The sequence below is a fragment of the Saccharibacillus brassicae genome (assembly GCF_006542275.1).
GTDB lineage: Bacteria > Bacillota > Bacilli > Paenibacillales > Paenibacillaceae > Saccharibacillus > Saccharibacillus brassicae.
On record NZ_CP041217.1, the window covers coordinates 1,557,763 to 1,583,815 of the forward strand.

Annotated in this window: 23 protein-coding genes; 9 read left to right on the forward strand and 14 right to left on the reverse strand. The window is 59.1% G+C overall.

Going from position 1 to position 26,053, the window contains the following annotated elements; translation table 11 throughout:
- The first annotated feature begins 72 nt into the window (after positions 1-72).
- Positions 73-1,863, forward strand: a complete 1,791-nt coding sequence (locus FFV09_RS06375) for a CPBP family intramembrane glutamic endopeptidase (RefSeq protein ID WP_141447052.1) — start codon at positions 73-75, stop codon at positions 1,861-1,863.
- A gap of 106 nt (positions 1,864-1,969) precedes the next feature.
- On the opposite strand, the gene mnhG is transcribed toward FFV09_RS06375, so the two are convergent.
- The 11 genes from mnhG to FFV09_RS06430 all read right to left on the reverse strand — a co-directional run bounded on the left by mnhG (position 1,970) and on the right by FFV09_RS06430 (position 14,634).
- Positions 1,970-2,368, reverse strand: coding sequence for a monovalent cation/H(+) antiporter subunit G (gene mnhG, locus FFV09_RS06380; protein ID WP_141447053.1), 399 nt, complete (start codon positions 2,366-2,368; stop codon positions 1,970-1,972).
- A complete protein-coding gene (locus tag FFV09_RS06385; protein WP_141447055.1) occupies positions 2,352-2,636 on the reverse strand; it encodes a Na(+)/H(+) antiporter subunit F1 in 285 nt (94 codons plus the stop codon). The genes mnhG and FFV09_RS06385 overlap by 17 nt, the downstream gene beginning before the upstream one ends.
- Complete coding sequence (locus FFV09_RS06390; protein WP_141447057.1) at positions 2,633-3,112, reverse strand: Na+/H+ antiporter subunit E; 480 nt, start codon at positions 3,110-3,112, stop codon at positions 2,633-2,635. The genes FFV09_RS06385 and FFV09_RS06390 overlap by 4 nt, the downstream gene beginning before the upstream one ends.
- 6 nt (positions 3,113-3,118) lie before the next feature.
- Positions 3,119-4,645, reverse strand: a complete 1,527-nt coding sequence (locus tag FFV09_RS06395) for a Na+/H+ antiporter subunit D (protein WP_141447059.1) — start codon at positions 4,643-4,645, stop codon at positions 3,119-3,121.
- The gene (locus tag FFV09_RS06400) at positions 4,642-4,992 is read right to left on the reverse strand and encodes a Na(+)/H(+) antiporter subunit C (RefSeq protein ID WP_141447061.1); all 351 of its coding nucleotides are present in this window, start codon (positions 4,990-4,992) and stop codon (positions 4,642-4,644) included. The genes FFV09_RS06395 and FFV09_RS06400 overlap by 4 nt, the downstream gene beginning before the upstream one ends.
- A gap of 1 nt (position 4,993) precedes the next feature.
- Positions 4,994-7,855 (reverse strand): Na+/H+ antiporter subunit A, encoded by a 2,862-nt coding sequence (locus tag FFV09_RS06405; RefSeq protein WP_141447063.1) that lies wholly within the window; start codon positions 7,853-7,855, stop codon positions 4,994-4,996.
- 34 nt (positions 7,856-7,889) lie between these two features.
- Positions 7,890-8,528 (reverse strand): adenine nucleotide alpha hydrolase family protein, encoded by a 639-nt coding sequence (locus tag FFV09_RS06410; RefSeq protein ID WP_246098547.1) that lies wholly within the window; start codon positions 8,526-8,528, stop codon positions 7,890-7,892.
- A 188-nt stretch (positions 8,529-8,716) separates the two neighbouring features.
- Positions 8,717-10,870, reverse strand: a complete 2,154-nt coding sequence (uvrC, locus tag FFV09_RS06415) for an excinuclease ABC subunit UvrC (protein WP_141447066.1) — start codon at positions 10,868-10,870, stop codon at positions 8,717-8,719.
- Positions 10,871-11,098: 228 nt separating this feature from the next.
- A complete protein-coding gene (trxA, locus tag FFV09_RS06420; RefSeq protein WP_037291158.1) occupies positions 11,099-11,419 on the reverse strand; it encodes a thioredoxin in 321 nt (106 codons plus the stop codon).
- Positions 11,420-11,633: 214 nt separating this feature from the next.
- On the reverse strand, positions 11,634-12,581 hold the full coding sequence (dnaI, locus tag FFV09_RS06425) for a primosomal protein DnaI (RefSeq protein ID WP_141447068.1): 948 nt from the start codon (positions 12,579-12,581) through the stop codon (positions 11,634-11,636).
- Between the two features lie 547 nt (positions 12,582-13,128).
- Positions 13,129-14,634, reverse strand: coding sequence for a replication initiation and membrane attachment family protein (locus tag FFV09_RS06430; RefSeq protein ID WP_141447069.1), 1,506 nt, complete (start codon positions 14,632-14,634; stop codon positions 13,129-13,131).
- A gap of 443 nt (positions 14,635-15,077) precedes the next feature.
- Here FFV09_RS06430 and hemQ point away from each other — a divergent pair, with 443 nt between their 5' ends.
- Complete coding sequence (gene hemQ, locus FFV09_RS06435) at positions 15,078-15,824, forward strand: hydrogen peroxide-dependent heme synthase (RefSeq protein ID WP_141447071.1); 747 nt, start codon at positions 15,078-15,080, stop codon at positions 15,822-15,824.
- A gap of 736 nt (positions 15,825-16,560) precedes the next feature.
- On the opposite strand, the gene FFV09_RS06440 is transcribed toward hemQ, so the two are convergent.
- Positions 16,561-17,751 (reverse strand): NAD(P)/FAD-dependent oxidoreductase, encoded by a 1,191-nt coding sequence (locus FFV09_RS06440; RefSeq protein ID WP_141447073.1) that lies wholly within the window; start codon positions 17,749-17,751, stop codon positions 16,561-16,563.
- A 464-nt stretch (positions 17,752-18,215) separates the two neighbouring features.
- Here FFV09_RS06440 and FFV09_RS06445 point away from each other — a divergent pair, with 464 nt between their 5' ends.
- The 7 genes from FFV09_RS06445 (at position 18,216) to FFV09_RS06475 (ending at position 24,030) form a co-directional block, all read left to right on the forward strand.
- The gene (locus FFV09_RS06445; RefSeq protein WP_141447075.1) at positions 18,216-19,217 is read left to right on the forward strand and encodes an NAD(P)/FAD-dependent oxidoreductase; all 1,002 of its coding nucleotides are present in this window, start codon (positions 18,216-18,218) and stop codon (positions 19,215-19,217) included.
- A gap of 320 nt (positions 19,218-19,537) precedes the next feature.
- Complete coding sequence (locus FFV09_RS06450; RefSeq protein WP_141447076.1) at positions 19,538-19,738, forward strand: hypothetical protein; 201 nt, start codon at positions 19,538-19,540, stop codon at positions 19,736-19,738.
- A 22-nt stretch (positions 19,739-19,760) separates the two neighbouring features.
- The gene (locus FFV09_RS06455; RefSeq protein WP_141447078.1) at positions 19,761-20,447 is read left to right on the forward strand and encodes a TraX family protein; all 687 of its coding nucleotides are present in this window, start codon (positions 19,761-19,763) and stop codon (positions 20,445-20,447) included.
- A 99-nt stretch (positions 20,448-20,546) separates the two neighbouring features.
- The gene (locus FFV09_RS06460) at positions 20,547-20,867 is read left to right on the forward strand and encodes a hypothetical protein (RefSeq protein WP_141447080.1); all 321 of its coding nucleotides are present in this window, start codon (positions 20,547-20,549) and stop codon (positions 20,865-20,867) included.
- Between the two features lie 267 nt (positions 20,868-21,134).
- On the forward strand, positions 21,135-22,175 hold the full coding sequence (locus FFV09_RS06465; protein ID WP_141447081.1) for an ABC transporter substrate-binding protein: 1,041 nt from the start codon (positions 21,135-21,137) through the stop codon (positions 22,173-22,175).
- Between the two features lie 140 nt (positions 22,176-22,315).
- On the forward strand, positions 22,316-23,236 hold the full coding sequence (locus FFV09_RS06470; RefSeq protein WP_141447083.1) for an ABC transporter permease: 921 nt from the start codon (positions 22,316-22,318) through the stop codon (positions 23,234-23,236).
- Positions 23,236-24,030, forward strand: a complete 795-nt coding sequence (locus FFV09_RS06475; RefSeq protein WP_141447084.1) for an ABC transporter ATP-binding protein — start codon at positions 23,236-23,238, stop codon at positions 24,028-24,030. The genes FFV09_RS06470 and FFV09_RS06475 overlap by 1 nt, the downstream gene beginning before the upstream one ends.
- A gap of 357 nt (positions 24,031-24,387) precedes the next feature.
- On the opposite strand, the gene hprK is transcribed toward FFV09_RS06475, so the two are convergent.
- Together hprK and FFV09_RS06485 are read right to left on the reverse strand one after the other, a co-directional pair.
- On the reverse strand, positions 24,388-25,302 hold the full coding sequence (gene hprK / locus FFV09_RS06480) for an HPr(Ser) kinase/phosphatase (RefSeq protein ID WP_141447087.1): 915 nt from the start codon (positions 25,300-25,302) through the stop codon (positions 24,388-24,390).
- 169 nt (positions 25,303-25,471) lie between these two features.
- On the reverse strand, positions 25,472-25,834 hold the full coding sequence (locus FFV09_RS06485) for a HesB/IscA family protein (RefSeq protein ID WP_141447089.1): 363 nt from the start codon (positions 25,832-25,834) through the stop codon (positions 25,472-25,474).
- Positions 25,835-26,053 lie beyond the last annotated feature (219 nt).

The following is a 26,053-nucleotide window of genomic DNA, read 5'->3' on the forward strand; positions in this document are numbered from 1 at the left end:
GACTTTCGGAATATGGTATTTTAGAGAAAGGTATCCGGCTTTCCGGTACGAAATCAAGCAAGGGGGAGAACCATGACAGACCCGCAGCAGCGCATTTTGCGCGTGAATTACAAAAGACTCGGCCTGGCCGCGGCCATCGCGCTGGTCGTTTATTTCCTCTTCAACTTCACGACCTTGTTCCAGAGCGACATGACCCAGCAGGAAGCCTACTCGCTGATCAGCGAGCAGCAGGCGGCAGCGGCCGCGACGACGTTCGCTGCCGACGAGCTTGGCATCTCCGCGCCGCTCGGCAGTCCTACGGTCAGCTATCGCAGCGACTCGGACCTGTACGGCTACCTGTCCCGCGAAGGGCTGACCGGCGAGTACGACGCGAGCTACGCCGAGCGTTTCCCGTACGAGATGTTCCGCGTCGCTTACGAGTACGACGAAAGCGGCATCGAGCGCAAGCTCTCGATCGACGTGGGCGCGCAGTCCGGCCGGGTCGTCGCTTTCAACGATCTGCCGGCCAATTACGCCGAGCAGCTGACGGAAGCGAACGTGCCGCCGGCACCGCTCGAAGACCAGACGCTGCTGGCCGAAGACAAAGAGAAGATCGCCCTGCCGCTCCTGCAGAAGCTCGGCCTGGACCCGGCGGAGCTTGAGCGCACTTCCGCCGACGACGATTTCGGCCTCGCCTATACGTCTTCTTCCGCCAAAGTCGGCGAAAGCGTGCTGAACGTCAACGCGACGTTCGAAGACGAACAAGTCGCTTCGATCCGGGCGAACTTCAGCGTGCCGGCTTCGTACACGTCGTACGTCAACGAACAGAAAAGCTGGGCGGAGATCATGACCTACGGCGGCTACATGCTGCTCACGTTCGTGCTGGGCGTGCTCGCCATCATCTACGCCTTCGTGCTGAAACGACATGCTTCGTTCACCCGCGGCCTGTTCCTGTCGCTGTTCTATTACGCGGTATCGGTCTTCTCCGTATGGAACTCGCGTCCGTACTTCGAAGGCGCGAACTATTCCGACTTCATGTTCATCGTGACGCTCCTGCTTCAGATCGTTCTCGGCTTCTTCATGGCGGCGTCGCTGTATTTCTCGTTCGTCGCCGGAGACGCCATGTGGCGCAGCCAGGGACGCAATATGTGGGCGCGCCGCGGGGAACCCGCTTACGGACGCCATGTCTGGGAATCGGTCAAGACCGGCTATCTGTGGGCGCTGATCCTGCTCGCGGTACAGGCCGTGCTCTTCTTCGTGCTCGAACGCACGCTTGGCGTGTTCTCGACGACCGACGATTCCCAGTCCACGTACAATATGATGTATCCGTGGCTGTTCCCGATTCTGGCCTGGATGGCCGGCATCTCCGAAGAAGCGATCTACCGGCTGTTCGGTATTCCGATGGTCAAAAAGATCGTGCGCAGCACCGTGCTGGCCAGTATCATCACTTCGCTCATCTGGGCGCTGGGCCACACGCTGTACCCGATCTATCCCGTCATCACGCGGCCGATCGAGCTGCTGTTCCTCGGCCTGCTGTTCAGCTTCATCTTCCTGCGCTACGGCTATATTACGGCCATGTTCGCGCACGTCGTGTTCGACAGCATCCTGATGGGACTCAGCCTGATCTTCATGGGCACGGCGACTTACGTCGTCGTGGGCATCGTCTCGATCGTGATGCCGGCGATCGTCGCTCTGGTCATCTACCTGATCTACCGCAAAGACAAGCCGCGTCCCGCGGACGGCACTCCGCCGGGCGGACGCGGCCTGCCGGAGCGGGAAGCGGAACGTCCGCAGCCTCAGCCGGCCCTGCCGGCCGACGAAGATGCGGCGCGCCGTACGCCGGGCTGGTCGCTCTCCAAAGACGACCGTCCGCCTTCCATTTAATTTCCGAATCTGTCCAAGCAATTCGAACGACAAAAGGCTTCGCCCTGTACAGGGCGAAGCCTTTTTTTGCGTTGTGAACCCAATCGAACTCAAGGCCAAATCGGGCTCAAGGCCGTTTCGGCCCTTCTTTTTCCAAAGTGGTGTCCGGCGCGGGAGTGCCCGCCTGCTCCAGCACGTCCTTGAAATCGTCCCGCACGCTGCCGGTCCACATCTTGACGCCGGAACGATAGGCCGCGCGCCCGTTCAGATGCCCGGCTACCGGGGACGTGAGGAACACGAACACGATCGCGAGCAGCAGCTTCACGTCGATCTCGCCGTCCGCCGCCCAGAAGTACACAAAAGCGCCGCCCAAGATGAACAGTACGCCGAGCGCCGCGCTTTTGGTCGCCGCATGCGAGCGGAGATACACGTCGGGCAGACGGATCAGGCCGAACGCGCTGATCGCGCAGAACACAGCTCCGGCCAGCGCCAGCAGGGCGGATATCCATTCAACGATCGTCGCCATCTTCGATCACGCTCCCTCTTTCGATATACCGGGCCAACACCGTCGTGCCGATAAAAGTCAAAATGCCGATGACGAGAATAATTTCGATCAACGCGCGCGTGTCGAGCAGCATGCAGAACACGGCGATCATGGCCAGCAGATTGATGCCGATCGTGTCGAGCGCGGCGATACGGTCCGAACGGCTCGGACCGGCGATCAGCCGGTACATGCAGCCGAGCACGGCAAGCGTCAGAATGACCAGCGCGGCCGTCAATACAAACGTTATCACGATCGGGTCACCTCCATAATCGCTTTTTCGAACGTCGACCGAATCCCGGCCGCCATCTCGTCCGCATCCGTGATGTTCATGGCGTGAATGTACAGCACCTCGTTATCGCCCGACACTTCAAGCGTCAGCGTGCCCGGGGTCAGACAGATCAGGCAGGACAGAATCGTCACTTCCCAATCGGAGCGAAGCTCGGTCCGGTATTCGAAAATGCCGGGATGCAGATCCAGCTTGGGACGCAGAATCCGGCCCATCACGTCGAAACTGGAGATAAACAGCTCGCGGCCGAAAATAAGCAGCAGCTTGAGAACCGCCCAGAGCTTGGTGAGGTAAAAAGGTTCCGGCCGAAATTTGCGCACGACGAGCAGAATCAGGATACCGAGGACGTAGCCGACGACAAAACCGGAGAAGGTCCAGTTTCCGTTCAGCATCATCCAGACGAAAGCGATCATCAGATTCAGTAAAATTTGAAAAGGCATGTCGATCTACTCCTTCAGTACGGCTTCGATATAGAGCGACGGGTTCGCCAGCGTCTCCCCGGCCTGCGAGACGGGGCCGGATACAAGATTCGCGCCCACGCCGAGCGCGATGACGCACAGCAGCAGCAGGATGGCCGCTGCGTTGGGCAGCAGGCCCGGACGGGCTGTCGGGGTTGATTTTGACTTTAATTTCGATGTCGATGTCGAAGCTTCCGCGTCCGGCTCCGCTTCGGGCTCGACGCCCCAGAACGCTTCGCGGAAAATCTTGATAAGCGAGTACAGCGTCAGCAGGCTGGACGCCAGCGCGACCAACGACAGCGTCAGCATCCCGTCTTCAAGGCCCCCGCGGACGATCAGCACTTTGCCCGCAAAGCCGCTCAGCGGCGGAATGCCCGTCAGCGCAAGCGCCAGCAGGAAAAACATCCACCCGAGTCCGGGACGTCTGCGGATCAGTCCGCCCATGCCGTCCAGATGATCGGTTCCGGCCGCCGCGATCAGCATGCCGCCGAGGACGAACATCAATCCTTTGGACAAAATGTCGTGCAGCATGTAGAAGACGACGCCGTCCATGCCGTCGCGCGTCCCCGTCGCCAGACCGAACGCGACGAAGCCGACGCCGATCAGCACATTAAAATTCAGAATGCGCGGAATATCGCGGTAAGCGGCCGCGCCGATCCCGCCCAGAATCATCGTGGCCGCGGCCATGCCGGCGATCCACGTATGCGTCAGCGCAGCGTCGTAAGGAAAGATCAGCGTGAACGTCCGAACGATCGCGTACAGCCCTACTTTGGTCAGCAGCGCCCCGAACAGCGCGCGCACGGCGAACGGCGGCGCCGCATACGAACCGGGCAGCCAGAAGAACAGGAACAATCCCGCTTTGAGCGAGAACACGATCAGGAACAGCACGGCGACGACGTTCAGCACCCCGCTCTGGCCGACTTCGGCGATCCGCTCCGACAGATGCGCCATATTCAGCGTGCCGACCGACGCGTACAGATAAGCGACGGCGGCGACGAACAGCGTCGAAGACAGAATATTGACCAGCAGATATTTGGGCGCTTCGCGCATCTGCTTCCGGGAACCGCCGAGCGTAATAAGCGCATACGACGAGATCAGCATCACTTCGAAGAAGACGAACAGATTGAAGATGTCGCCGGTCAGGAACGAACCGTAGACGCCGACGAGCAGGAAGTGAAAGAACGTATAGTAGTAATGTTCTTCCCGTTCCCGGCCGATCGTCGAGAACGAATAGATCAAGACGGCAAGTCCGGTAATCGAAGCGGCCAATACCAGCAGCGCGGCGAACAGATCGGCGACGAACACGATGCCGTAAGGCGGCGCCCAGCCGCCGAATTGCAGCGTCTGGATACCGTGATCCCGCACCCGGAACACGATGAGTGCGGCGACGGCGACGTTCGCGATTCCGCCGACCAGGGCGATTGCTCGCTGCAGCCGTACTTTTTTGCGGAAAAACATCAAAAACACGGCGAGGGCCATCGGCAGCAGGACGGGCAGCACAAGCAGATTGTTCAAGATTCCCCCTCCCCGCCGCGGACTTCGTCCGCCGCATCGATCTCATCCGTGCCACGCGTCTGGTACGCCCGGTAAGCGAGGACGAAATAGAGCGCGGTCACGCCGAAGCTGATCACGATCGAAGTCAGGATCAGCGCCTGCGGCAGGGGATCGGCGTAAGAGTCGCTGCCGCTACCGAGGACGGGAGCCGCGCCGCGCTTCAGGCCAGCCATCGTCAGCAGCAGCAGATGGACGCCGTGCGTCAGCAGCGACGTGCCGAGAATGATCCGCAGCAGGCTTTTGGACAAAATCAGATAGACGCCGATCATGAACAGCAGGCCGACGGCGATTGCCATTATCCATTCCATGTCAATCTTCCCCCTTTATGCTGAAAATGATAGTCATGACGACGCCGACGACGGCCAGATACACGCCCAGATCGAACAGGACGGCGGTCGCAAGTTCGGTATCGCCCAGAATCGGCAGGTCGAAATGGCCGAACGCATGGCTTAGGAACGGAGCGCCGAACAAGAACGAACCGGAAGCGGTCAGGATCGCGACGGACAGGCCGATCGCGGTCATAAGCCGGTAATTGACCGGAAGGACGCGGCGCACCGTATCCATGCCGAACGATACCGCAAGCAGGATCAGCGCGGAAGCCGTCATCAAGGCGGCGATAAATCCGCCGCCGGGGTTGTTGTGCCCCGCGAAGAACAGATAGAGCGAGAACGTGATGATGATCAGGATGATCACCCGCGACATCGTGCGCAGGATCACGTCGTTGCTGACGAGCGGGAAGCCTTTTTGATTTGCGGCCGCCTGCTGTGCGTTCCCGGCTTCGGGCTTCGTCCGGGCGCCCAGCTTGATCATGCCGTAAATGCCGAGCGAAGCGATGCCGAGCACCATGATCTCGAACAGCGTATCGAAGCCCCGGAAGTCGACGAGGATAACGTTGACGACGTTTTTGCCGCCGGCAAGCTCGTAACTCCCGTTCAGGAAATACTCCGAGATCGGTACGAACGGGCTGCTGCCCATCGCCGCCAGAGCGATCAGCGTCATCGTTGCGCCGACCGCGGCCGCCACGATCAGGTTCAGCCATTTGAACGTGAGCTTTTCCGTTTTGACCGATTTGAGCTTGGGCAAATATTTGAAGCAGAGCAGGAACAAGATGACGGATACCGTCTCCACGATCATCTGCGTCAGCGCAAGATCGGGCGCGCGGAAGATCAGGAACAGCGCCGTGACCATGTACCCGGCCGAGCCGGTGAACAGGATCGCGTTCACCCGCGAGCGGGCAAACGGCACCGCCGCCGCCGAACCGACCATCACGAGCACCAGTCCGACCTCGTAGAACGTAATCGGCGCGTACCGATCCATGCCGAACCGGATATTCGGCGAGAACAGCAGCGTGCCGCCGACCGCGGCGACGAGGAACAGCAAAATATAGATCAGGTAGTGCCGGACCGAACCGGTCATGTACAGATCGGTTCCCCGGCGCCCTCCGCTCTCCAGCAGGTTCAGGCCGCCGTTATACAGCCGGTTCAACCCTTCGCGGCCGCTCCGTTCGCGGTCCATGATCCGCAGCCGGGTATAGGTCCGGTATAGGATGAGGCCAAGTCCCACGACGCCGAGCGTCATGAACAGTTCCGGCGTCCAGCCGTGCCAGAAATGGATCGGGACATGGGCCTGCTGCGCGGTCAGCGCGCCGCCGTTCACGGCTGCGACGGCCGGATCGATCAGCGACGCCGCAAGGCCGTTCGTCACGACTGCGAAGACAAGCGCAAGCGAGACCAGCAGCACCGGCGCGGCCAGCAGGCCGGCCGAAGCTTCGTGCGGCTTGTTGTCCAGCTTGTCGAGCTGCAATTTGCCTCCGAACGTCTTGAAGACGAGGATCAGGCTGTAGACGAACGTGAACACGCTGGCGATCCACGCCAGCACCGCGAACCCAATCATCCAGCTGCCCGCCCCCGCCGCCTCGAAATCGCGAAGGTTGACCATCGCCGTGAAGAACATTTCCTTGCTCAGGAAGCCGCTGAACGGCGGCAGGCCGGCCATCGAGAATGCGCCGATCAGGGCGATCGTGAACGTGACCGGCATCAGCCGCATCAATCCGCCCAGATTGCGCAGATCCCGCGTATTCGCTTCATGGTCGACGATGCCGACGACCATGAACAGCGAACCTTTGAACACCGCGTGGTTGATCAGATGGAACACCGCGGCCGTCGTGGCGAGGCTGAAGAAGACGGCCTGCTCGGTCCCGGGGAAAAAGGCGGACGCCGAACCGACGCCGAGCAGGCACATGATCAGTCCGAGCTGGCTGATCGTCGAGTAGGCGAGCAGCGCTTTGAGGTCGGTCTGCCGGATCGCCTTGAACGAACCGTAGCACAAAGTAATCAGGCCGGTCAGCGACACGATCCAGAACCATTCGGATACGCCGGCGAAGACCGGACTCATGCGGGCAACCAGATACAGGCCCGCTTTCACCATCGTAGCCGAGTGCAGATAGGCGCTGACCGGCGTCGGCGCTTCCATGGCGTCCGGCAGCCAGATATGGAACGGGAACTGGGCCGACTTCGTAAAGGCGCCCAGCAGCACCAGAATCATCGCCGGCAGAAACAGCGAATGCCCGGTCAATCCCGCGGCCTGCGCCGCGATCTCCCGAATGCTGTACGAACCGGTCATGACGTACAGCAGGTTGAATCCGGCGAACATCGCCAGCCCGCCGAACACCGTAATGAGCATCGACTTCAGCGCGCCGTACCGGGAACGCTCGCGCCGGTACCAGAACGCGATCAGCAGGAAGGAAGCGACGCTGGTCAGTTCCCAGAAGGCATACAGCACCATCAGATTGTCCGACAGCACGACGCCGAGCATGGAACCCATGAACAGCAGCAGATACAGGTAGAAATTTCGCAGCGACTCCATGCCCCTGCTCATATAGAAGATCGAATACCAGACGACGAGCGCGCCGATGCCCGTAATGAGCAGCACGAACAGCAGGCTCCAGCCGTCGAGCACGAGCGACAGGTCGATGCCGAGACCCGGCATCCACGGGAGGGTCGCGGAGAGGACTTCTCCGCTGCGAACCCGCGGCAGCAGAACAATGAACAAAGCGAACAAAGCGACGGGAACGGGCAGTACGGCCCAGCCCGGATGAACGCGGGGCAGCCTTTTCATCAGCGGAATAAGAGCGGCCCATAGAAAAGGCAGTAAAACGGCGGCATGCAGCACGTGTAAGCGTTCCTCCTTTCGGAATGGCAGCGGTTCAGGATCGGGATTTGATCCATTCTCCCTGCACGATTTTTACGTATTCGGCTTGTCCGTCCTTCACGATCTTGAACAAGCCGCTGTCGAAGTCGGTATCCAGCTCGCGGAAAAAGACGCCCTTGATCGCATCTTCTCCGGAAGCTTCCCTGCTGAGCGTGTAGCGCCCTCTCCGGGGAACGAGGTAAGCGGCAAAGCCCTGCTCGTGCGTGTCTTCAAGCTGTTCGGGATAGCGCTGCACGGCGACGATATGCAGATCGACCGCGCCGATCCGCTCCAGCAGTTCGTCGACGAAATCGCCATGCGTGATCTCGTGCCAGAACGATTGGCTCGCATGCCCGATCAAGATCTGGGTCACGCCGAGTTCTTTGGCCGCGGCCGCGATCACGTCCGGCGTTTTGAGCCCTGCGCCGCAGGCGCGCACGAGAAATTCGCCGCCGTTTTCTTCCGTCTGCCTGCGCCAGCCCGCGACGTAACGTTCTTTCTCGGGATTGTATTCTTCGCGCTTCGCCGGAGCGACGGTCAGTACCCGAAGCGGCGCGTTCAGCAGCTTCGCCAGCCGGCTCCCCCGCTGAATAAGGCGCTGCCCGTGCGGTCCGTAATGCACGCACACCAATATACTTTCCTGCTGCCTGTCCATTTCCACGTCGTAACCCCTCCATTTTGTTATTTTCTGTCTATTACCCTTAAAAAACCTCTAAAAAAGCATAAAAAGAGCCCGCTGTTGGCAGGCTCCTCCGGGTAAATCCTATACAATTACTGACCATTATATCCAGCCCGCGCGCAAAAGTAAAGGCGGCGGGGTCAAAGCCTGATCCGGCGGCCTATTCAGTCGTTCGGGTTCGGCGTCGGCCCGTCTTTGAGCGCGTCGAGAATCTGGCGCGCCAGCTTGTCGCCGATCGACAGCGGACGGAAATCTTCGACCGACGCTTCGCGGATCTTCTTGAGCGAACCGAAATGCTTCAGCAGCAGCTGCCGGCGCTTGTCGCCGATGCCGGGAATCGAATCGAGCTTCGACGTCACCATCGACTTGGCCCGCTGTTCGCGGTGGAACGAGATCGCGAAGCGGTGAACTTCGTCCTGAATGCGCTGGAGCAGGTAGAACTCTTCGCTGTCGCGCGCAAGCGGCACGACCTGCGGCGGATCGCCGCTCATAAGCTGCGCGGTCCGGTGCTTGGCGTCCTTGACCAGGCCCGCCACCGGAATGCTCAGCCCCAGTTCGTTCTCCAGCACGTCGATCGCGACGGAGATTTGGCCTTTGCCACCGTCGACGAGGACGAGATCGGGCATCGGCAAATTTTCTTTGAGCACGCGTTCGTAGCGGCGGCGGATCACTTCGCGCATCGTCGCGTAATCGTCTGCCCCTTTGACGGTGCGGACTTTGTATTTGCGGTATTCCTGCTTCGCGGGCTTGCCGTCGAGGAACACGACCATCGCCGACACCGGATTGGTGCCCTGGATATTCGAGTTATCGAACGCCTCGACGCGGTACAGCGTGTCGAAGCCGAGCGCATGGCCCAGCCGGTCGGCCGCGCCGCTCGTACGCTCCTCGTGCCGCTCGATCAGGCGGAACTTCTCTTCCAGCGAGACACGCGCGTTCTCGCACGCCATCTCGACCATTTTGCGCTTGGACCCGCGCTTGGGCACAAGCGTCTTCACGCCCAGCCACTGCTGGAGCGCCGCCGACCCGTTGACGTCGCCGAGCCCCGCCGGACTCTGCGCGTCGTCCGGCAGCGCGGGCGCCGAAGCTTCGGCGCCCGGGGCGGAAGCGGCGGCGGTATACTCCGCCTGCGCTTCCGCGACCTGCGGCAGCGCTTCGCCGGCCGCCGCTCCCGCCTGCGCCGCCGCAGCGGCTTCGGCCGCATCGCCTGCGGCCGAGTCGTCCGACGAGACGCCGTCTTCGTCGTCTCCGTCCGCATCGGCGGCATCGTTCGCCGCCATAATGTCGGCACGCGAGGCCGCCGCGGCCGGACGGGCTTCGCCGGCGGCGGCTTCCGCGCCGCCTTCGTCCTCATTCGCCGGCAGGAGAATCTCCTGCGGCAGCGCCGGGTTGTCGCTGTAATACTGCGTCACGTAAGACAGGAAATCGGCGTACGCTTCGCCGTAGAACGGAAAGCTGGACGCGTGCCGCTCGATCATCTTGCCCTGGCGGATGTACAAAATCTGCACGCACATCCAGCCTTTGTCGACGGAATAGCCGAATACGTCGCGGTCTTTTTTGTCCGTGGCGTTGATCTTCTGCTTTTCCATGACCGCTTCGATGTTCTGGATCTGGTCGCGCAGTTCTGTGGCCCGCTCGAAATACAGGTCTTCGGCGGCTTCTTCCATTTTGCGGCGCAGCTCTTTTTTGATCTCTTCGTGGCTGCCGCCGAGGAAACGGGAAATCTCGTCGCGGATACCGTCGTAATCTTCTTTTTGAATGTCTTTGACGCACGGCGCCAGACATTGGCCCATATGGTAGTACAGGCACACTTCCTTCGGCATGACGCCGCATTTGCGCAGCGGATACATCCGGTCGAGCAGCTTCTTCGTCTGCTGGGCGGCGTAGGCGTTCGGATACGGACCGAAATAGCGCGCCTTGTCCTTGAGCACGCGGCGCGTCACTTCCAGCTTCGGATGGCGCTCGTTCGTAATTTTGATATACGGAAACGTCTTGTCGTCCTTGAGCAGCACGTTGTAGCGCGGCTGATGCAGCTTGATCAGATTGCACTCCAGAATGAGCGCTTCCATATTGCTCGACGTGACGATATATTCGAAATCCCGGATGTCGACGACGAGCCGCTGCGTTTTGCCTTCATGGCTGCCCGTAAAATACGACCGTACCCGGTTGCGCAAAATTTTGGCTTTGCCGACGTAGATGATCGTGCCTTCTCTATTTTTCATCAGGTAGCAGCCCGGCAGTTCCGGGAGCAGCGCAAGCTTGTCCCGAATATGCGCGAGGGCTTTCTCCTGTTCCTGAATCGTCTCAAGGTGTGGCTCCACTCTACATTCGACCTCCCTGCATGCTTGCCATGCGATAAGTTTCTCTCGATGCATTACCCTTTTTATTATACGCCAAAAAGGTCCGGTATACACCAAAAGACGAACATCCGCTCTCACCGATCCTGCTTTTGAAAAAGAACAAACGAAAAACCCCCGGCATGCGCCGGAGGTCGTCGTGTCTGCGCCCGTATTCGTTTCGGTAAAAACGTCCGCGGGGCGAAAACAAAATTATTCGTGTTTGGACAATACGCCTTTGAGGGCTTCTTTGGAGTTTACGCCGATCAGTTTGTCGACCGGTTGTCCGTCCTTGAAGAAGATCATCGTCGGGATACTCATCACGCCGAAACGGGAAGCCGTTTCCGGGTTTTCGTCCACGTTCACTTTGGCGATTTTGACGTTTGCGCCAACTTCGCCGTCGAGCTCGTCCAGGATCGGAGCGAGCATTTTACAAGGGCCGCACCAAGGTGCCCAAAAATCGACAAGAACGGTACCTTCGCCCGCTTCAACTTCCGTTCCGAATGTTTGGTCGGATACATTTACAATAGCCACGGAAAATTCCTCCTTATATGCTGCTGAATTTATCTGGGGTACGCGCGAATGCCCGCACCGTAATCGCATAGTTAAAGATAACTTGCGGTTGTCTACATGTCAATTATAACACGGAATCGGCCATACTGAAACAAATATTTGTAATAAATTATAAATATCTTACCTTTAGTAAGTGAAGATTGGATGAAGAAGGTTCGGTCTGCGTCGGTCGGGTTCAGCCGCGCTTGTTCTCGCCGAGGACGCGCACGACTTCCACGAACGGCGACACCCGGTTCATCAACCGCTCGCCTTTGTACGCTTCTTCTCCGTCCTTGTTCGTGAAACTGAGATGTTTCTCAAGCGCGGACAGCGAATAATTGGACGTGTAAAAAGTCGGTTTGCGGTTCATGCGGTGGTTGAGGATCGAACCGAGCACGTGATCGCGTACCCACGGCCCCATGTTTTCCGCTCCGATGTCGTCGAAGATCAGCAGATCGGTTTCCTTCATCATCTCCACCGTATCGCGCAGTCTGTCTCCGTCCTGGATCATCGATTTGACGTCTTCGACGAAGTCGGGCATGTACACGATGACGCCGGAATGGCCTTCCTTCGCCAGCTCGTGCAGCAGATAGCACATGAGGAACGTCTTGCCCGTGCCGAACGGCCCTTCCAGATACAGCCCTTTGGTCGGCAGCCCGGCGGCCTTCGTCTCGTTGATATAGCGGAAGATGCGATTGACGGCCGGCGAACGCGCGGGGTCTTTGAGCATGATCTCCACTTCGTCGTAGCCTTCGATCAGAGCCCGTTCATCCACGTAAAAGCTGCGGATCCGGCTGCTGATCAGCTTGTCCCGCTCATGGGCGAGCTGCAGATTGCACGGCGTCTTGTGGTCGCGAATCCGCAGCTGGCCGCCCACCTCGTCGACGCTGAGCTTCGTGTAGTGGCCCTGAAAATCGTTCGGGCACTTGTCGAGACCCGGACATTCGGCGCAGTGCCGCTTCTCCTTCATGTACTCGTACAGGCGGCTCATGTTGCGGATCAATTCCTGCTCGGTCAGTTCGGGATGCCGCAGCCGAAGCTGGCGCACGTCGGGCTCGTTCAATATTTTGGCTTTGAGGTCTTCGGTTCGCTGGTGAATGCGCGAACCTCCGAGCTGCTTGAGCACGTTGCCGATCGAGTCCATGTTTGTCCTCCTCTCATGGTGGCGCTCCGCGATGTCGGGGATGGCTCCGGTTGTTTTCCCTCCTTCGAATCGAAGATTCTCGGGCCGGGGAAAGCCAAAAGTCGCCATCCCTCGACATCGCTCCGCTGGTAGGGGTGTAAAAGCATAAAAGATTAAAGGCGTAAAAGATTAAGGGCTCGAATGCGCCGGGCAGGGCCGGCTGTTCTCGCGGGTCGGGAAGGTGCCGGGCATTCGCCGGCTGTTCCCGACAGGGCGGGAAGGCGCCGGGCATATGCCGGCTGTTCCCGACAGGGCGGGAAGGTGCCAGGCATTCGCTGGCTGTTCCCGACAGGGCGGGAAGGCGCCGGGCATATGCCGGCTGTTCCCGACAGGGCGGGAAGGTGCCAGGCATTCGCTGGCTGTTCCCGACAGGGCGGGAAGGTGCCGGGCATTCGCCGGCTGTTCCCGACAGGGCGGGAAGGCGCCGGGCATTCGCCGGCTGTTTCCGACGGGCGGAGAAAGCGCCGGGCGGTGCCGGCTGTTCTCCGCGGGCAGGGGCAGCGCCGATTTAAGGTCGGGGCTTGATTTTATTGGCTTTCATCTCTTCGGCCATGCGCACGTATTCGGCGAATTCTTCGTCGCTGACGGCGGTCTGGACCGGAGAGTTCTGGACGATCGGAAGTTCGGGTTTGCCGCGGGCGGCTTTGCCCTGAACACGGGCGCGGCTGCCGCTTTGGGCAGGGGCCTGGCGTTTGGGATTGGCCTGGTCGCGGATATAACGGACGGCTTTTTCGTACGTGTCGATCTGCCGCAGCAGCATATTCGAAGCGATCGAATCGACGAAGTTGCGGCTGATGCGCTGGTCGCCGTCTTTGCCGAGCAGCGTCACGAGGTAATGGATCAGCACGTTGATCACTTCGCCCGGCAGCTTGTAGCTGAGGTCGATCTTGCTGAACATGTCGAGCCACGGTCCCGGAACGGTTCCGGGGAAAAAATTGCGCAGCAGGCCGGTATACGGCTCGTTGCGCAGCAGCATGTTGTACTGGTGAATATCGCATTTGGACTGGAACTGCGAAGGCACTTCCAGATAATATTCCATCTCCACGGCATGTTCGACCGGCATCTCTTCGGCGGCCGGTTCTTCCGGACGCACGGCGCGGGCGGCCCGGACCTGCCGTTCTTCGGTGCGCTTGGCGGTCTGGCGGAAGGTGAGATTGGCCCGGTTCTGGAGATTGTCGAGCATCAGCTCCCCGTCGCTTGAGAAAATGCCTTCCTCGTCCAGCAGCCGCACCACGTCTTCGACGTTCAGGTCGAACTTGCGGGCGACGTGATTGATCATGCCCATCTGTTCGCGGTTATGCCGCAGCGCTTCGACGAACTTGCGGTTGCGGGCGCCGCGCGGAAAATGCAGGATCACGTCGGAGTAATCGAACAGCGGCTCTTCGGCCGGCATGTTCTTGCTCTGGCGGCGGGCCGGCGACGCTTCGGACAGCGCCTGTTCCAGCTCGTAGTCGATCACGTGCGTGTTCAGTTCGAAGATTTCGTAAAACGGCTGCGAAATGTTTTCTTTCGCCGCCCGCCCGACTTCGCCGAACTCTTCCGGCTCCCCCTGCCAGAAGCGTTCCTGCAGCGCCAATACGGCGAACTTGCCGATCTTGTCGCGCAGCAGCAGCGTCAGATGCTGGGTCGCGAAAAAATCGGACGGCGGCAGCGGCTGCTGCAGCTCGTATTCGTACATGTATTGGTCCTGTTCCGGCAAATACAGCCGATGGGTCTGCAGCAGACCGACCGCTTCGAGCTTCGAAGCGTTCTCGACCATCAGCGTGCGCCCCCGGTCGTTTGGTTCGACGCCGAGCGTCAGAAACAGGTTGCGCTGCTGTTCGGGCTTGGAATATCCGGTCTGCTCGGCCGGCAGGTGCTGGGCGATCAGCCGGTACAGCGCGATAGCCGACGTGCCGACCATCGGCTGATAGACCAGGTTCAGCATGCGTTCGTCCCGGCTGCTGAGACTGAAATCGCGATACGTATAATAACGGTGATGTTCCGTATAGTGCAGCAGGCTCTTCATGCGCATCGGCGGATGTCCCCCTCTTGTCCTTGCAAATGGCGCGTAAAAATAGAGTTGCTCCGCGGAACGCGCCCTTGGTTGTGGACAGGTTCGTTGGAGCCCCTCTATTTTAACACAATTCCTGCGGCATGAAAGAGCGGAAAGGCACCAAAATTCCGGCAGGAGCAACCGTCCGCACGACCGGAAGCGTCCGCGCTTCGGAATGCTTGTTTTTTTGCGCATGACGGCTTCCCCGCAAAAACCCGGGCTTTTTCGCGCCGCGAATTGCTCTTGCGTTCGTCGGTGCGCTACAATGGAAATTGGGAGCCGCCGGAAAAAGCGCCTGGGCAGGCTGCGCGAAGCTTTACCGTTTTTTTGTAACCCGACGACCTTATGTTTATCCTACGGATTTTGACGGAAACTCTTGTGAAAATCCCCACCATACAATCTGATTTGGGAGTGATCGATTCATGAACGAAGCTACGCTGACGCTTGAGGGTTGGTACTGTCTGCACGATTTCCGTTCCATCGACTGGACGCTGTGGAAAGCGGCGGACCACGAGGAACGCGCCGGGGCGATCGAAGACCTCGAAGAATTCATGAAGGAATTCCAGGTGACCGCCCAGGACGGAGCAGGCAGCACGGCCGTCTACTCGATCGTCGGACAAAAAGCCGATTTCGTGTTCATGTACCTGCGCGAAACGCTGGAAGACCTGAACAAGCTGGAAACGGCGTTCAACAAGACCGATTTCGCCAAGTTCACGGTCAAGGAATATTCGTACGTCAGCGTCGTCGAGCTCAGCAACTATCTGGGCAAAGAAGGCGAAGATCCGATGCAAAATCCGCAGATCATCGCGCGCCTGAAGCCGGAACTGCCGAAATCGGCACATATCTGCTTCTACCCGATGAACAAAAAGCGCGAGTTGGCCGACAACTGGTACATGCTGTCGATGGACGACCGCAAAGCGATGATGCGCAGCCACGGCTTGATCGGACGCAGCTACGCCGGCAAAGTGAAGCAGATCATCAGCGGCTCCGTCGGCTTCGACGATTGGGAATGGGGCGTCACGCTGTTCTCGGACGACGCGCTGCAGTTCAAGAAGCTGATCTACGAAATGCGTTTCGACGAAGTGAGCGCGCGCTACGGGGAATTCGGCGCGTTCTACGTCGGCAATTTGCTCGATTGGGAAAAAGCGGTCGAGATGTTGAAAGTGTAACTTTCGGCGGAAAAAGCAGAACCGGGAAAGCGTTTTGGAGTAGGCGGCGGCAGCGCCGGCGGCTCCGGGACGCTTTTTTTTGTGGGCGCGGCGGGGCGTACGGGCAGCGGAACGGACGGGGACGGGACGGGGCTCGGCTGACGTCGGAGCGGGGTGGAGCCGGTGCGCTGCCACAGCGGAACCGGCGGCGGGATGGGGATGGCCCAACGGTCGCTGCCGAATCGGCGTGCGGAGGAGCTGACGCCGGTGCGCGCTGCCGTAACGAATCGTAATCACGCTAATCGGCCCAAAATCGCATTCGGACCATGAAAATAGCGATATAGCGTGACTACGATTCGTTAAAAATAGCGAAACCGTTTAATGTGCCAAATAAGGATATTAGGATTCGTTGGCATGGAACGATCGAGAATCGAGCAAGGAAAGATGCGGATACGGCGAGGGTTGGGTGCGGCGAAGTGCCGTGGCAGCGAGGTGCGGATACGACGAGTTTCAGGTACGGAGAAATGCCGTGGCGGCGAGGTCGGAATACGAAGCGGTTTACTTACAGCGAAGCGCCGTGACGGCGAGCTTCGGCTGCGTAGACTTCCCGTTCCCGGAACGAAAACCCGCCATCTACGCAAAAAAAGACCGTCCCCTCACCCGTGTGCACGGGGCGGAGACGGTCTTTTCGAAGCCGGGAGATACGTCGTCGGAAGCGTTGACGTTCCTCCCGCGCTTTTTTTCGTTCAGGGTCGGCTTACAGGAAGCGTCCTTTTTTGAGGACGAGACCCATGCCGCCGATCACGAACAGGTAGCGGGCATCGACCACTTTTTTCAGTTGGGCTGCCGGCCAGCCTTTGATTTTCTTGCCGGCTACGACGGCAACGGCTTCGCCTTTGCCGAGCGACGCGACGGTACCTTTGTTGCTGAACACGAACTTCTCGGTCTGCTGGCCGCGGATCGTCGCGATCAGGTTCTTCGCGAGACGCTCGCCCTGCTGCATCGCGATTTGGGCGGTAGGCGGGTAAGGACGGCCTTCCGGTCCGATCATGAGGGAACCGTCGCCGATGACGTACACGTTGTCGTGGCCCGGAGCTCTGAGGTACTCGTCGACTTTGACGCGTCCGCGCATTGCTTCAAGACCTGCGTCTTCGATCAGGTGGTTGCCGCGGATACCGCCGGTCCACACGACCGTTTTGGCTTCGATGCGTTCGCCTTCACCGACGGTTACGCCGTTTTCGTCGCAGCCTTTGACCGGTACGCCGATACGGAACGTCACGCCTTTTTTGGTCAGCGTGTCCATGGCGTATGTGACCAGCTCCGGATCGAAGCCAGGCAGAGCCGAAGGAGCGGCTTCCACGTTGTACAGGCCGACTTTGGAAGGATCAACGCCGTGCTGCTTGGCAAGTTCCGGCAGACGGTTGGCCAGTTCGCCGACGAATTCGATACCCGTGAAGCCGGCACCGCCGACTACGAAGTTCAGGCGAGTCTCGTCGCCGTCTTTTTTGAATTCCTTGAACTGCGTCTCGATATGGTCGCGGATCGCGCGCACGGAGTTGATGCTGCGGATCGAGAACGCGTGCTCTTTCATGCCCGGGATGCCGAATGTTTCCGGATCGCCGCCAAGAGCGATGATCAGGTGATCGTAGGACAGAACGCCGTCTTCCAGTACGACTTGACGCTCGTCCAGCTTGATCGCCGTAACGTTCGATTTGACGAGGTCGATTTTGAATTCGTCCACGAGGTTCGAGATCTTCTCGTACGTCTTCTCGTCCGGCTGCGTACCGGCTGCCGGCATATGCAGTTCCGTCGTGAAGTAGTGGTAGTCGTGACGGTTAACCAGAGTAACGTCGGCTTCGTTGTTTTTGAGCTTTTTTTGCAGGTTTTGAGCGGCGAGAATGCCGGCGTACCCTGCGCCCAGGATTACGATTTTGGGAATGCTGTTCATTGTTTTCCTTACCCCTTTTCGATTCATAGTCATTTATGGGATAACCTTGTTATAAAGGTTGGAGCCTCATGTGAAAAGTTACACAAAAACGGAGAGAACTCGCCCTATTTTCGATTTATCCCGTCCGCATCTACACTGCGACTTTTATCACATACATTGTACGCTTTTCAAGGCAATATTACAAAGAAAAATTTGAAAATCGGACGCAAAACGGACAAAAAGTATTCATAATTGTCAGGGAACAGATCGATAACCGGGGCAAGCCGCACCGTGCAAGCCCGAACTTCGGCCGAACGTGCCCCGGATCGATGCGACGTCGGCCGCGCGAATGCCCAAACAGCGAAAAAAGCCGGGAATTCGCTTTGCAATCCGGTGAAAAACGAGTTTATAATGAGTGAGATTGCAAAAATCCATTTCATTTCGATAGATTCATAACGATTCATACCTTCGGAGGTGCTTATCCAGTGACAGAGATCCATAACGGCGACAATATAGCCGATATTTTAATTATCGGCGGCGGTCCCGCCGGTTTGTTCGCCGCTTTTTACGGGGGAATGCGCCAGGCGTCCGTGAAGCTGATCGAGAGCATGCCTCAGCTTGGCGGGCAGTTGGCCGCGCTCTATCCCGAAAAATACATTTACGACGTAGCCGGTTTCCCGAAAGTGACCGCACAGGAATTGGTTAACCAGCTTGTCACGCAGATGAATCATTTCGATCAGGAAATTTGCCTGGAAGAAAAAGTGGTGTCCGTCGACAAGGAAGACGAGCAGCGCTTCAAGGTCACGACCGACAAAGGCGTCCACTACGCCAAGTCCGTTATCATCACCGCGGGCGTCGGCGCTTTCGAACCGCGCCGCCTGGCTCTGGAAGGCGCGGAGCGTTATGAAGGCCGCAACCTGCACTATTTCGTCAGCGACCTGAGCCGGTTCGCGGGCCGCAAAGTGCTGCTGAGCGGCGGCGGCGATTCCGCGGTCGATTGGGCGCTCATGCTGGAGCCGATCGCCGAGCAGGTGACGCTGATCCACCGCCGCGACAAGTTCCGCGCGCACGAACACAGCGTCGAGAACCTGATGGCGTCCAAAGTCAACATCGTGACGCCGACCGAGATCACGGAACTGATCGGCGAAGAGCGCATCGAGCGCGTCGTCCTCTCGAACGTCAAGACGCAGGAGACGCAGGAAATCGAAGTCGACGACGTGATCGTGAACTTCGGCTTCGTCTCTTCGCTCGGTCCGATCTCCGAATGGGGCATCGAGATCCAGAGCCATTCGATCGTGGTCGATACGCGCATGGAGACGAGCATCCCGGGCATCTTCGCCGCGGGCGACGTGACGACGTATCCGGGCAAGCTGAAGCTGATCGCGGTCGGATTCGGCGAAGCGCCGACCGCCGTGAACAACGCCAAAGTGTACTTCGATCCGGACGCCAAGCTCTCCCCGGGCCACAGCAGCAACATGAAGCGTTAATTATCCACAAAATCGACATATTCCTGCCCGTTATGCCTCAAAGCGCCGCGGCGCCCGGCATGACGGGCTTTTTGTCGGCTTTTCGCGCTTTTTCCGGCCCTCTTTTCCCATGTGCGTCTTGTGTATAATAGGGGTAAAAGACGCTTAACCGACGCCTTGGACGGCCGGGGAGGCGAAGATCCCGCTGCGCGCAGTGGCGCGATTGCTTCCGGATGCGCTTGGCATGGTATGATGGGAACGAACGTGACAAATCTCATTTCCCGGCTTCAAAGGTTGAAGCAGCGCTTACCCGTTTTTATCATTTACGAGGAGGAACCTCCGTGGAGAATTTCGCGAGCGGTCTATACTGGGTCATCTCGATTGCCGAAGTGATCATTCTGTTGATGATTGCCGTATTTATGGTCATGCTCGGCATCAAGTTTTGGAAAGAAAAACGCTTCGGTCCCGTTATCGCTTTTGCCGTGTTTCTGATCGTCTGCCTGACGCTGACTTGGTGGAGCGTGCAGGACAAATTCCTGTAGCGGACGAAAGGAGCTTTAAGCGATGCAGTTGATTGCCATGATCACGATGCTGATCGACCATCTGGGAGCGGTCTTTTTCCCGGACGAGCGCTGGATGCGTATCGTCGGACGAATCGCTTTTCCGATCTATTGTTATCTGCTGGTCGTCGGCTACCGGCGCACGCGCAGCCCGAACCGGTACGTGCTGCGGCTGCTTGGGCTCGCGCTGCTGTCGCAGCTCCCTTACATGCTGATGTTTCTCACGAGCGGCGTGAACGTGATCGGCACGCTGCTGATCGCGCTGCTGATCGTGATGGCGATCGATCGTTTCAAAGGCCAGGCCGGCCTGCAGTGGGCCGTCGGGCTGCTGCTCGTCGCGCTTACGTTCTGGCCGATGGAGGCGCTGCAGTTCGATTACGGGACGTACGGCGTGCTGCTGGTGCTGATCTACCGGTATATGCCGAATCCGTGGGGGATGCTGGGCGGCCATCTGGCGCTGAACGTGCTGTACGTGTTTTTGTTCCAGGGCGTCATCCAGTTCTTCAGCGTCGCGACGACGCTGTTCCTGGCGGGCCTCCACTCGGCGGCGCCGGAAGCGAAGACCGAGATCCGGCTGCCGCGCTGGCTGTGGCGGGCGTTCTATCCGGGCCATCTGGCGGTCATCGCTATCGTGCAGTGGCAGCTGTCCGGGGCCGCGCCGGGCGATTACCTGAACTGGATCATGATGTAAGTGCGGCGAACCGGATAACTTGTGTTTCGAAGTCGCGCCGAATGGGTATTATACGGTGTTCTTACTTTTAAACACATAAGGAATCTGGGGGAGTATCATATGGTGCTCGCACGCACATTCAAAGGAATCAGCGGTTTGTTCGAGCTTGTCCTCGGCCTCCCGCTTCTCGGCGGCATGGTCGTCATGGGAAGCGGTTGGGGAATCTCCGCGGTCATGTTCGCCCTGCACGCCGTTACCCTTGCGATGTCGCTGCAGCATCGGCAGTCGTTCTACGGATCGGCTGCGGGAATCGTGACCTGCCTGCTCTTTTCGGTGCCGGTCGTGGGCATGTTCGGCCATTGGGTCGCGGCGGTCCTGCTGCTCGTCAGCATGGTCGACCGGCACGGAGCGGGTGTGGCCGGCGGATTTCGCCGTCCGTAACCGGTCGCGTTCCCAAAAAACGATTCGTTTTCGAAATCATCGCCGATTTCGGGAACGGGTCGTTTTTTTATTTTAACAAAGAAACGATTTCGGATTGACTGACGGCAAATGCGCAACGTAAGATAGGAGAAAACATTTGCCGACCGTTTTCGCGCACCTGTCCGCTTTGACACGTTCTCGCACGAAAGCAACAATGCGGGCTCGCGGTCTTTCATTAAAAGAAGGCGTCCGGTTCCGACAACAGTTCCAGAGAGGGGTTCACGCTTTATGTTGAAAAAGAAATGGCTTCCGCTTGCTTTGACTCTGTCCCTCGCCGCCCTTGCCGGCTGCAGCCAAACCGCCGATCCGGCTGCCGGTTCCGCGGGAGACGGCACGGCCGCCGCGCCCGACGCCAAAACGTACAAAATCGCGATTTCGCAAATCGTGGAACACCCTTCGCTCGACGCGACGCGGGAAGGCTTCATCGCCGCCCTCAAAGAAGAAGGTATCGTCGAAGGAGAGAACCTGACGCTCGATTACAACAACGCGCAGGGCGATTCGACCAACAATCTGTCGATCGCGCAGAAGCTGGCCGGCGTCAAAAACGACCTGGTGCTGGCGATCGCAACGCCTTCGGCCCAGGCCGTCGCCGCGCAGGTCAAAGAAACGCCGGTGCTGTTCGCGGCCGTGACCGATCCGGTCAGCGCCAAAATCGTCGCCAGCATGGATAAGCCGGGCGCCAACGTCACGGGAGCTTCGGATACGAATCCGGAAGCGATCAAGCAGCTGGCGGACTTTATCGCCGCCGAGATGCCGGACGTCAAAAGCGTAGGCCTCGTGCTCAACGAAGGCGAACCGAACGCCGTCGTCATGGCGGAGCGCGCAGAGCAGGAATTCGGCGCGCACGGCATCAAGCTGGTCAAAGCGGCCGTCACGAACACGTCCGAAGTGCAGCAGGCGGCGCAATCGCTCGTCGGCCAGGTGGACGCGCTGTACATCACGCTCGACAACACCGTCGTCAGCGCCGTCGACACGATCATCAAGATCGCGAACGACAACAAGCTGCCGTTCTTCTCCAGCGACCGCGACACGGTAGAGAAAGGCGCGTTCGCGACCGTCGGCTTCAAGTATTACGACCACGGCTACCAGGTAGGCGAGATGGCCGCCGACATTCTCAAGAACGGCAAGAAGCCGGCCGACCTTCCGGTCGCCATGCAGGAGAAGCTTGATCTGATTCTCAACTTGAAAGCCGCCGAAGCGCAGGGCATCACGGTGACGGACGGCATGAAGGGCAAAGTTCAGGACCCGGATAACAACATCATTCAATAACCGGACGGCGCCTGGAAAAGAGCCGGAGATCCGGCCGAATCGAAACGGGATGAGCTTTCGCTTCATCCCGTTTTGCTTGGCGCGGCGCCGCGTTCGCTCCAACCGCTTGTCCCTACCCTTTTGCCTAGGAGGCGTCATCCATGTTCGAAAACTTCGTCGGCTCGATGCCCGGCGCCATCTATCTGGGACTGCTCTACGCCCTGATGGCGCTCGGCGTATACATCACGTTCCGTATTCTCGACTTCCCCGATCTGACGGTGGACGGCAGCTTCACGACGGGAGCCGCCACCGCCGCCGTCATGATCTCGCACGGCATCTCGCCGTGGATCGCTTCGCTGACGGCGATTCTGGCCGGTATGGCCGCAGGTGCCTGCACCGGCCTGCTGCACACCAAAGGCAAAATCAACGGACTGCTGTCCGGCATCCTGATGATGATCGCCCTGTATTCGATCAACCTGCGCATTCTCGGCAGCCCGAACGTGTCGATCATGGGCGAGGAGACGGTGCTCGGCACCTTTTCCCCGTTTCCGTTCATGATCGCGCTCGTGCTGATCTTCAAGCTCGCGCTCGACGCGTTCCTCAAGACGGACATCGGCCTGTCGCTGCGCGCGACCGGCGACAACAAGCGCATGATCCGCAGCTTCGGCGCCAATACCGATAACACGACCATTCTCGGCATCAGCCTCTCGAACGGTCTGGTCGCGTTGTCCGGCGCGCTGATCGCGCAGCAGTCTTCGTTCGCGGACGCCACGTCGGGCATCGGCATGATCGTCATCGGCCTCGCTTCGGTCATTATCGGCGAAGCGCTGTTCGGCGCCAAGACCGTCTTCCGCGCGACGCTTGCCGTCGTGCTCGGCTCGGTCGTGTACCGGATCGTCATCTCGCTGGCGCTGCAAATCAAAGGCTTCGAGACGTCCGACCTCAAGCTCATTACGGCGATCATCGTCATTATCGCGCTCGTCTTCCCGACGGTGCGCAGCTCGATCAAGCAGCGCGGCGCCGCCAAGCGGCGCTCCGCCGAACTGCTCAAATCGTTCGAGACCGCGGGAGGTGACCGCTGATGCTGCACGTATCGAACGTCTCCAAACTGTTCAATTCCGGTACCATCGACGAGAAAATCGCGCTGATCGGCATCGAGCTGAACCTGAAGCCGGGCGACTTCGTCACCGTCATCGGCAGCAACGGCGCGGGCAAATCGACGCTGATGAACATGATCTCCGGCGTCATGAAGCCCGATACCGGCGAGATCCGGATCGGCGACCGCTCCGTGACCGCCCTGCCCGAACACCGCCGCAGCCGCTGGATCGGCCGCGTCTTCCAGGACCCGATGGCCGGTACGGCCCCGCGCATGACCATCGAAGAGAATCTGGCGATGGCTTACCTGCGCGGCAAGCGCCGCGGCTTCTCGCTTGGCGTCAGCAGCGCCCGGCGCAAAATCTTCAAGGCCGAACTGAGCCGCCTCGGCATCGGGCTGGAGAACCGGCTGAGCGCCAAAGTCGGCCTGTTGTCCGGCGGCGAACGCCAGGCGCTGAGCCTGCTCATGGCGACGTTCACGCGTCCGCAGATTCTGCTGCTCGACGAACATACCGCCGCGCTCGATCCTTCCCGCGCGGAACTGATCACTTCGCTGACCGACGAGATCGTCCGCGACATGAACCTGACCACCCTGATGGTCACGCACAACATGGAGCAGGCAATCCGCCTCGGCAACCGCCTCGTGATGATGGACAAAGGCCGCATCATTCTCGACATCGGCGAAGCCGACAAGCAGCATCTGACCGTCGAGCGCCTGATGAGCGAATTCGAACGGATCAGCGGCAAGAAAATGGCGGACGACCGGACTTTGCTCGGTTAATCCTGACTGGCAGTGCCTGTTGACCGGCTGCTTCCCGCGGCCTTGTCTTCCTTCCAAGCCCTAAACCCAAAAAGCTGCCCAATTCGCAATGCGAAGGGCAGCCTTTTTGTATACTCTCTTGATCTTATCTCTTGATCTTATCTCTTGATCTTATTTCTTGATCTTATCTTTTATCTTTTGTCTTTTGTCTTTTGTCTTTTATCTCTTATCACTGGAGCGACTTTTGCAGCAGGCGAGCCGATTTCCGATTTGAGCGACTTTCGGCTTTCCTCCCCTTCCGCTGAATCTTTTATCCAATCAGAGGGGAGGAAAACGAGTCCGAGCGAAAAGCGGAAATCGGCGAGCCCGTGCAAACAGTCACTCCGCGCCCTCTTCCAACCGGCCCATAAACTCCTCCGCCGCGCTGTACCCGAGCTGCTTCAAATACCAGTTGTTCGCCGCGGCTTCGATCAGCCCCGACGTATCGCGGCCGGGCTGCAGCTGAATCTCGATATGCGGAATTTGGACGCCGAGATATTCGGTGAACTGATCCGCCACTTCCAGATCGTTGTTCAGCGCTTTGTCTTCCCACGGCGTCAGTTCGATATCGAGCACGATACGCGTCTCGTCCTGGAACGCGGTGCGTCCGTACTGGCGTACGACGTTGATCAGCCCGATGCTGCGCAGCGCCAGAAACTCCCGCGTAATCGTATTGTGCGTGCCGAGCAGCGTGGACGGGCCGAGCTTTTTGAGCACGACCACGTCGTCCGCCACGAAGCGGTGGCCGCGGCCGATCAGCGTGTGCGCCGTCTCGCTCTTGCCGATGCCCGAACGCCCGCGCAGCAGGACGCCGATCCCCGAGACGTTGATGCATACGCCGTGGATCGACATCTCCGGCGCCAGCGCCTTCAGCAGGTAGCCGTCGAGCTTGGTGAGGAACTCGGTCGTCTTCTCGGGCGTCCGCAGCAGCGGGATGCCTTCCTGATCGCAGAACATTTCCAGAAACGGGATCTCCTGCTGGCCCGTCGTCACGATAAAGCACGGCGGATGGTATTTGACGATATTGCCGATATGCAGCCTGCGTTCTTCGACGCTCTGCTGGAGCAGGTACGTGATTTCTTTGCGGCCCAGCACCTGCACCCGATTCATCGGAAAATACTCGAAATAGCCCACGAATTCCAGGCCGGGGCGGTGGGCTTTGGGACGGGTAATCTCGCGGTCGAGCCGGTCGGCTCCGGACAGCACTTCGAGCTTGAGCGCTCGGACGACATTTTCTACGGTAACGGATTTCATGGCTTATTCCTCCTGTACAGAATCGATCGCGGAAGACGCCCGCCTGCCCGGCACTCTCCGCGATCCGATAAAGGTCCGGCGCTGCCGCCGTACCAAAAAAAGCTCCCAACCCGGAAATGGCATCCAAGCTGAAAGCTTCGTGCAAACATTCATGCCGCCGGTCCGCCGCTTAGTCGCAGGGTTGGGCCAGCGTCTCGTCTTCTTCCCGCGTACGGAACGAAGAACCGCAGCCGCAGGTCGCGACCGCATTCGGGTTGAAGATGGTGAAGCCCCCGCTCATGCCGGATTCTTCAAAATCCACCTGCAGGCCGTTGAGGTATTTCAGGTCCTCTTTGGATACGACCAATTTGATATCCTGTATATTCATGTAGACGTCGTCCGCATCGGACTCCTCGTTGTCAAAGCCCATTGCGTACGAAAAACCGCTGCAGCCTCCGCTGGCTACGCCCAAACGAAGAAACATGCCCGGCGTCTCCTGCTGCTCCAGCATCCCTTTGATGCGCGAAGCGGCCGATTCCGTGATTTCGATCATGGTTTTTCCTCCTTTAAGCTGATCTCCCTACATTATACGCCTCCGGGCCGCGCGACTCAAGCATTTCGGGCGGGCCGTCCGCGGCTTGAGCAGGAGGCCCGTGCCGCCTGCCCAGGACCGATAGGCGTAAAACGTCCCGTATTGCCCCGTTTCCCGAGTAGGTTTATAATGGGTACAGAATGACTCTTTAAATTTTCGGAATTTCGACACGAAGATGTA

Excerpts from the sequence above, each read along its gene's own strand:
- FFV09_RS06470 (WP_141447083.1), top strand. The coding sequence starts at position 22,316 with ATGTTCGAAAACTTCGTCGGCTCGATGCCCGGCGCCATCTATCTGGGA.
- mnhG (WP_141447053.1), bottom strand. The coding sequence starts at position 2,368 with ATGGCGACGATCGTTGAATGGATATCCGCCCTGCTGGCGCTGGCCGGA.
- hemQ (WP_141447071.1), top strand. The coding sequence starts at position 15,078 with ATGAACGAAGCTACGCTGACGCTTGAGGGTTGGTACTGTCTGCACGAT.
- FFV09_RS06475 (WP_141447084.1), top strand. The coding sequence starts at position 23,236 with ATGCTGCACGTATCGAACGTCTCCAAACTGTTCAATTCCGGTACCATC.
- FFV09_RS06430 (WP_141447069.1), bottom strand. The coding sequence starts at position 14,634 with ATGCGCATGAAGAGCCTGCTGCACTATACGGAACATCACCGTTATTAT.
- FFV09_RS06400 (WP_141447061.1), bottom strand. The coding sequence starts at position 4,992 with ATGGAATGGATAATGGCAATCGCCGTCGGCCTGCTGTTCATGATCGGC.
- dnaI (WP_141447068.1), bottom strand. The coding sequence starts at position 12,581 with ATGGACTCGATCGGCAACGTGCTCAAGCAGCTCGGAGGTTCGCGCATT.
- FFV09_RS06410 (WP_246098547.1), bottom strand. The coding sequence starts at position 8,528 with ATGGACAGGCAGCAGGAAAGTATATTGGTGTGCGTGCATTACGGACCG.
- FFV09_RS06455 (WP_141447078.1), top strand. The coding sequence starts at position 19,761 with ATGCAGTTGATTGCCATGATCACGATGCTGATCGACCATCTGGGAGCG.
- FFV09_RS06390 (WP_141447057.1), bottom strand. The coding sequence starts at position 3,112 with ATGCCTTTTCAAATTTTACTGAATCTGATGATCGCTTTCGTCTGGATG.
- hprK (WP_141447087.1), bottom strand. The coding sequence starts at position 25,302 with ATGAAATCCGTTACCGTAGAAAATGTCGTCCGAGCGCTCAAGCTCGAA.
- FFV09_RS06485 (WP_141447089.1), bottom strand. The coding sequence starts at position 25,834 with ATGATCGAAATCACGGAATCGGCCGCTTCGCGCATCAAAGGGATGCTG.
- FFV09_RS06440 (WP_141447073.1), bottom strand. The coding sequence starts at position 17,751 with ATGAACAGCATTCCCAAAATCGTAATCCTGGGCGCAGGGTACGCCGGC.
- FFV09_RS06465 (WP_141447081.1), top strand. The coding sequence starts at position 21,135 with ATGTTGAAAAAGAAATGGCTTCCGCTTGCTTTGACTCTGTCCCTCGCC.
- FFV09_RS06375 (WP_141447052.1), top strand. The coding sequence starts at position 73 with ATGACAGACCCGCAGCAGCGCATTTTGCGCGTGAATTACAAAAGACTC.
- FFV09_RS06460 (WP_141447080.1), top strand. The coding sequence starts at position 20,547 with ATGGTGCTCGCACGCACATTCAAAGGAATCAGCGGTTTGTTCGAGCTT.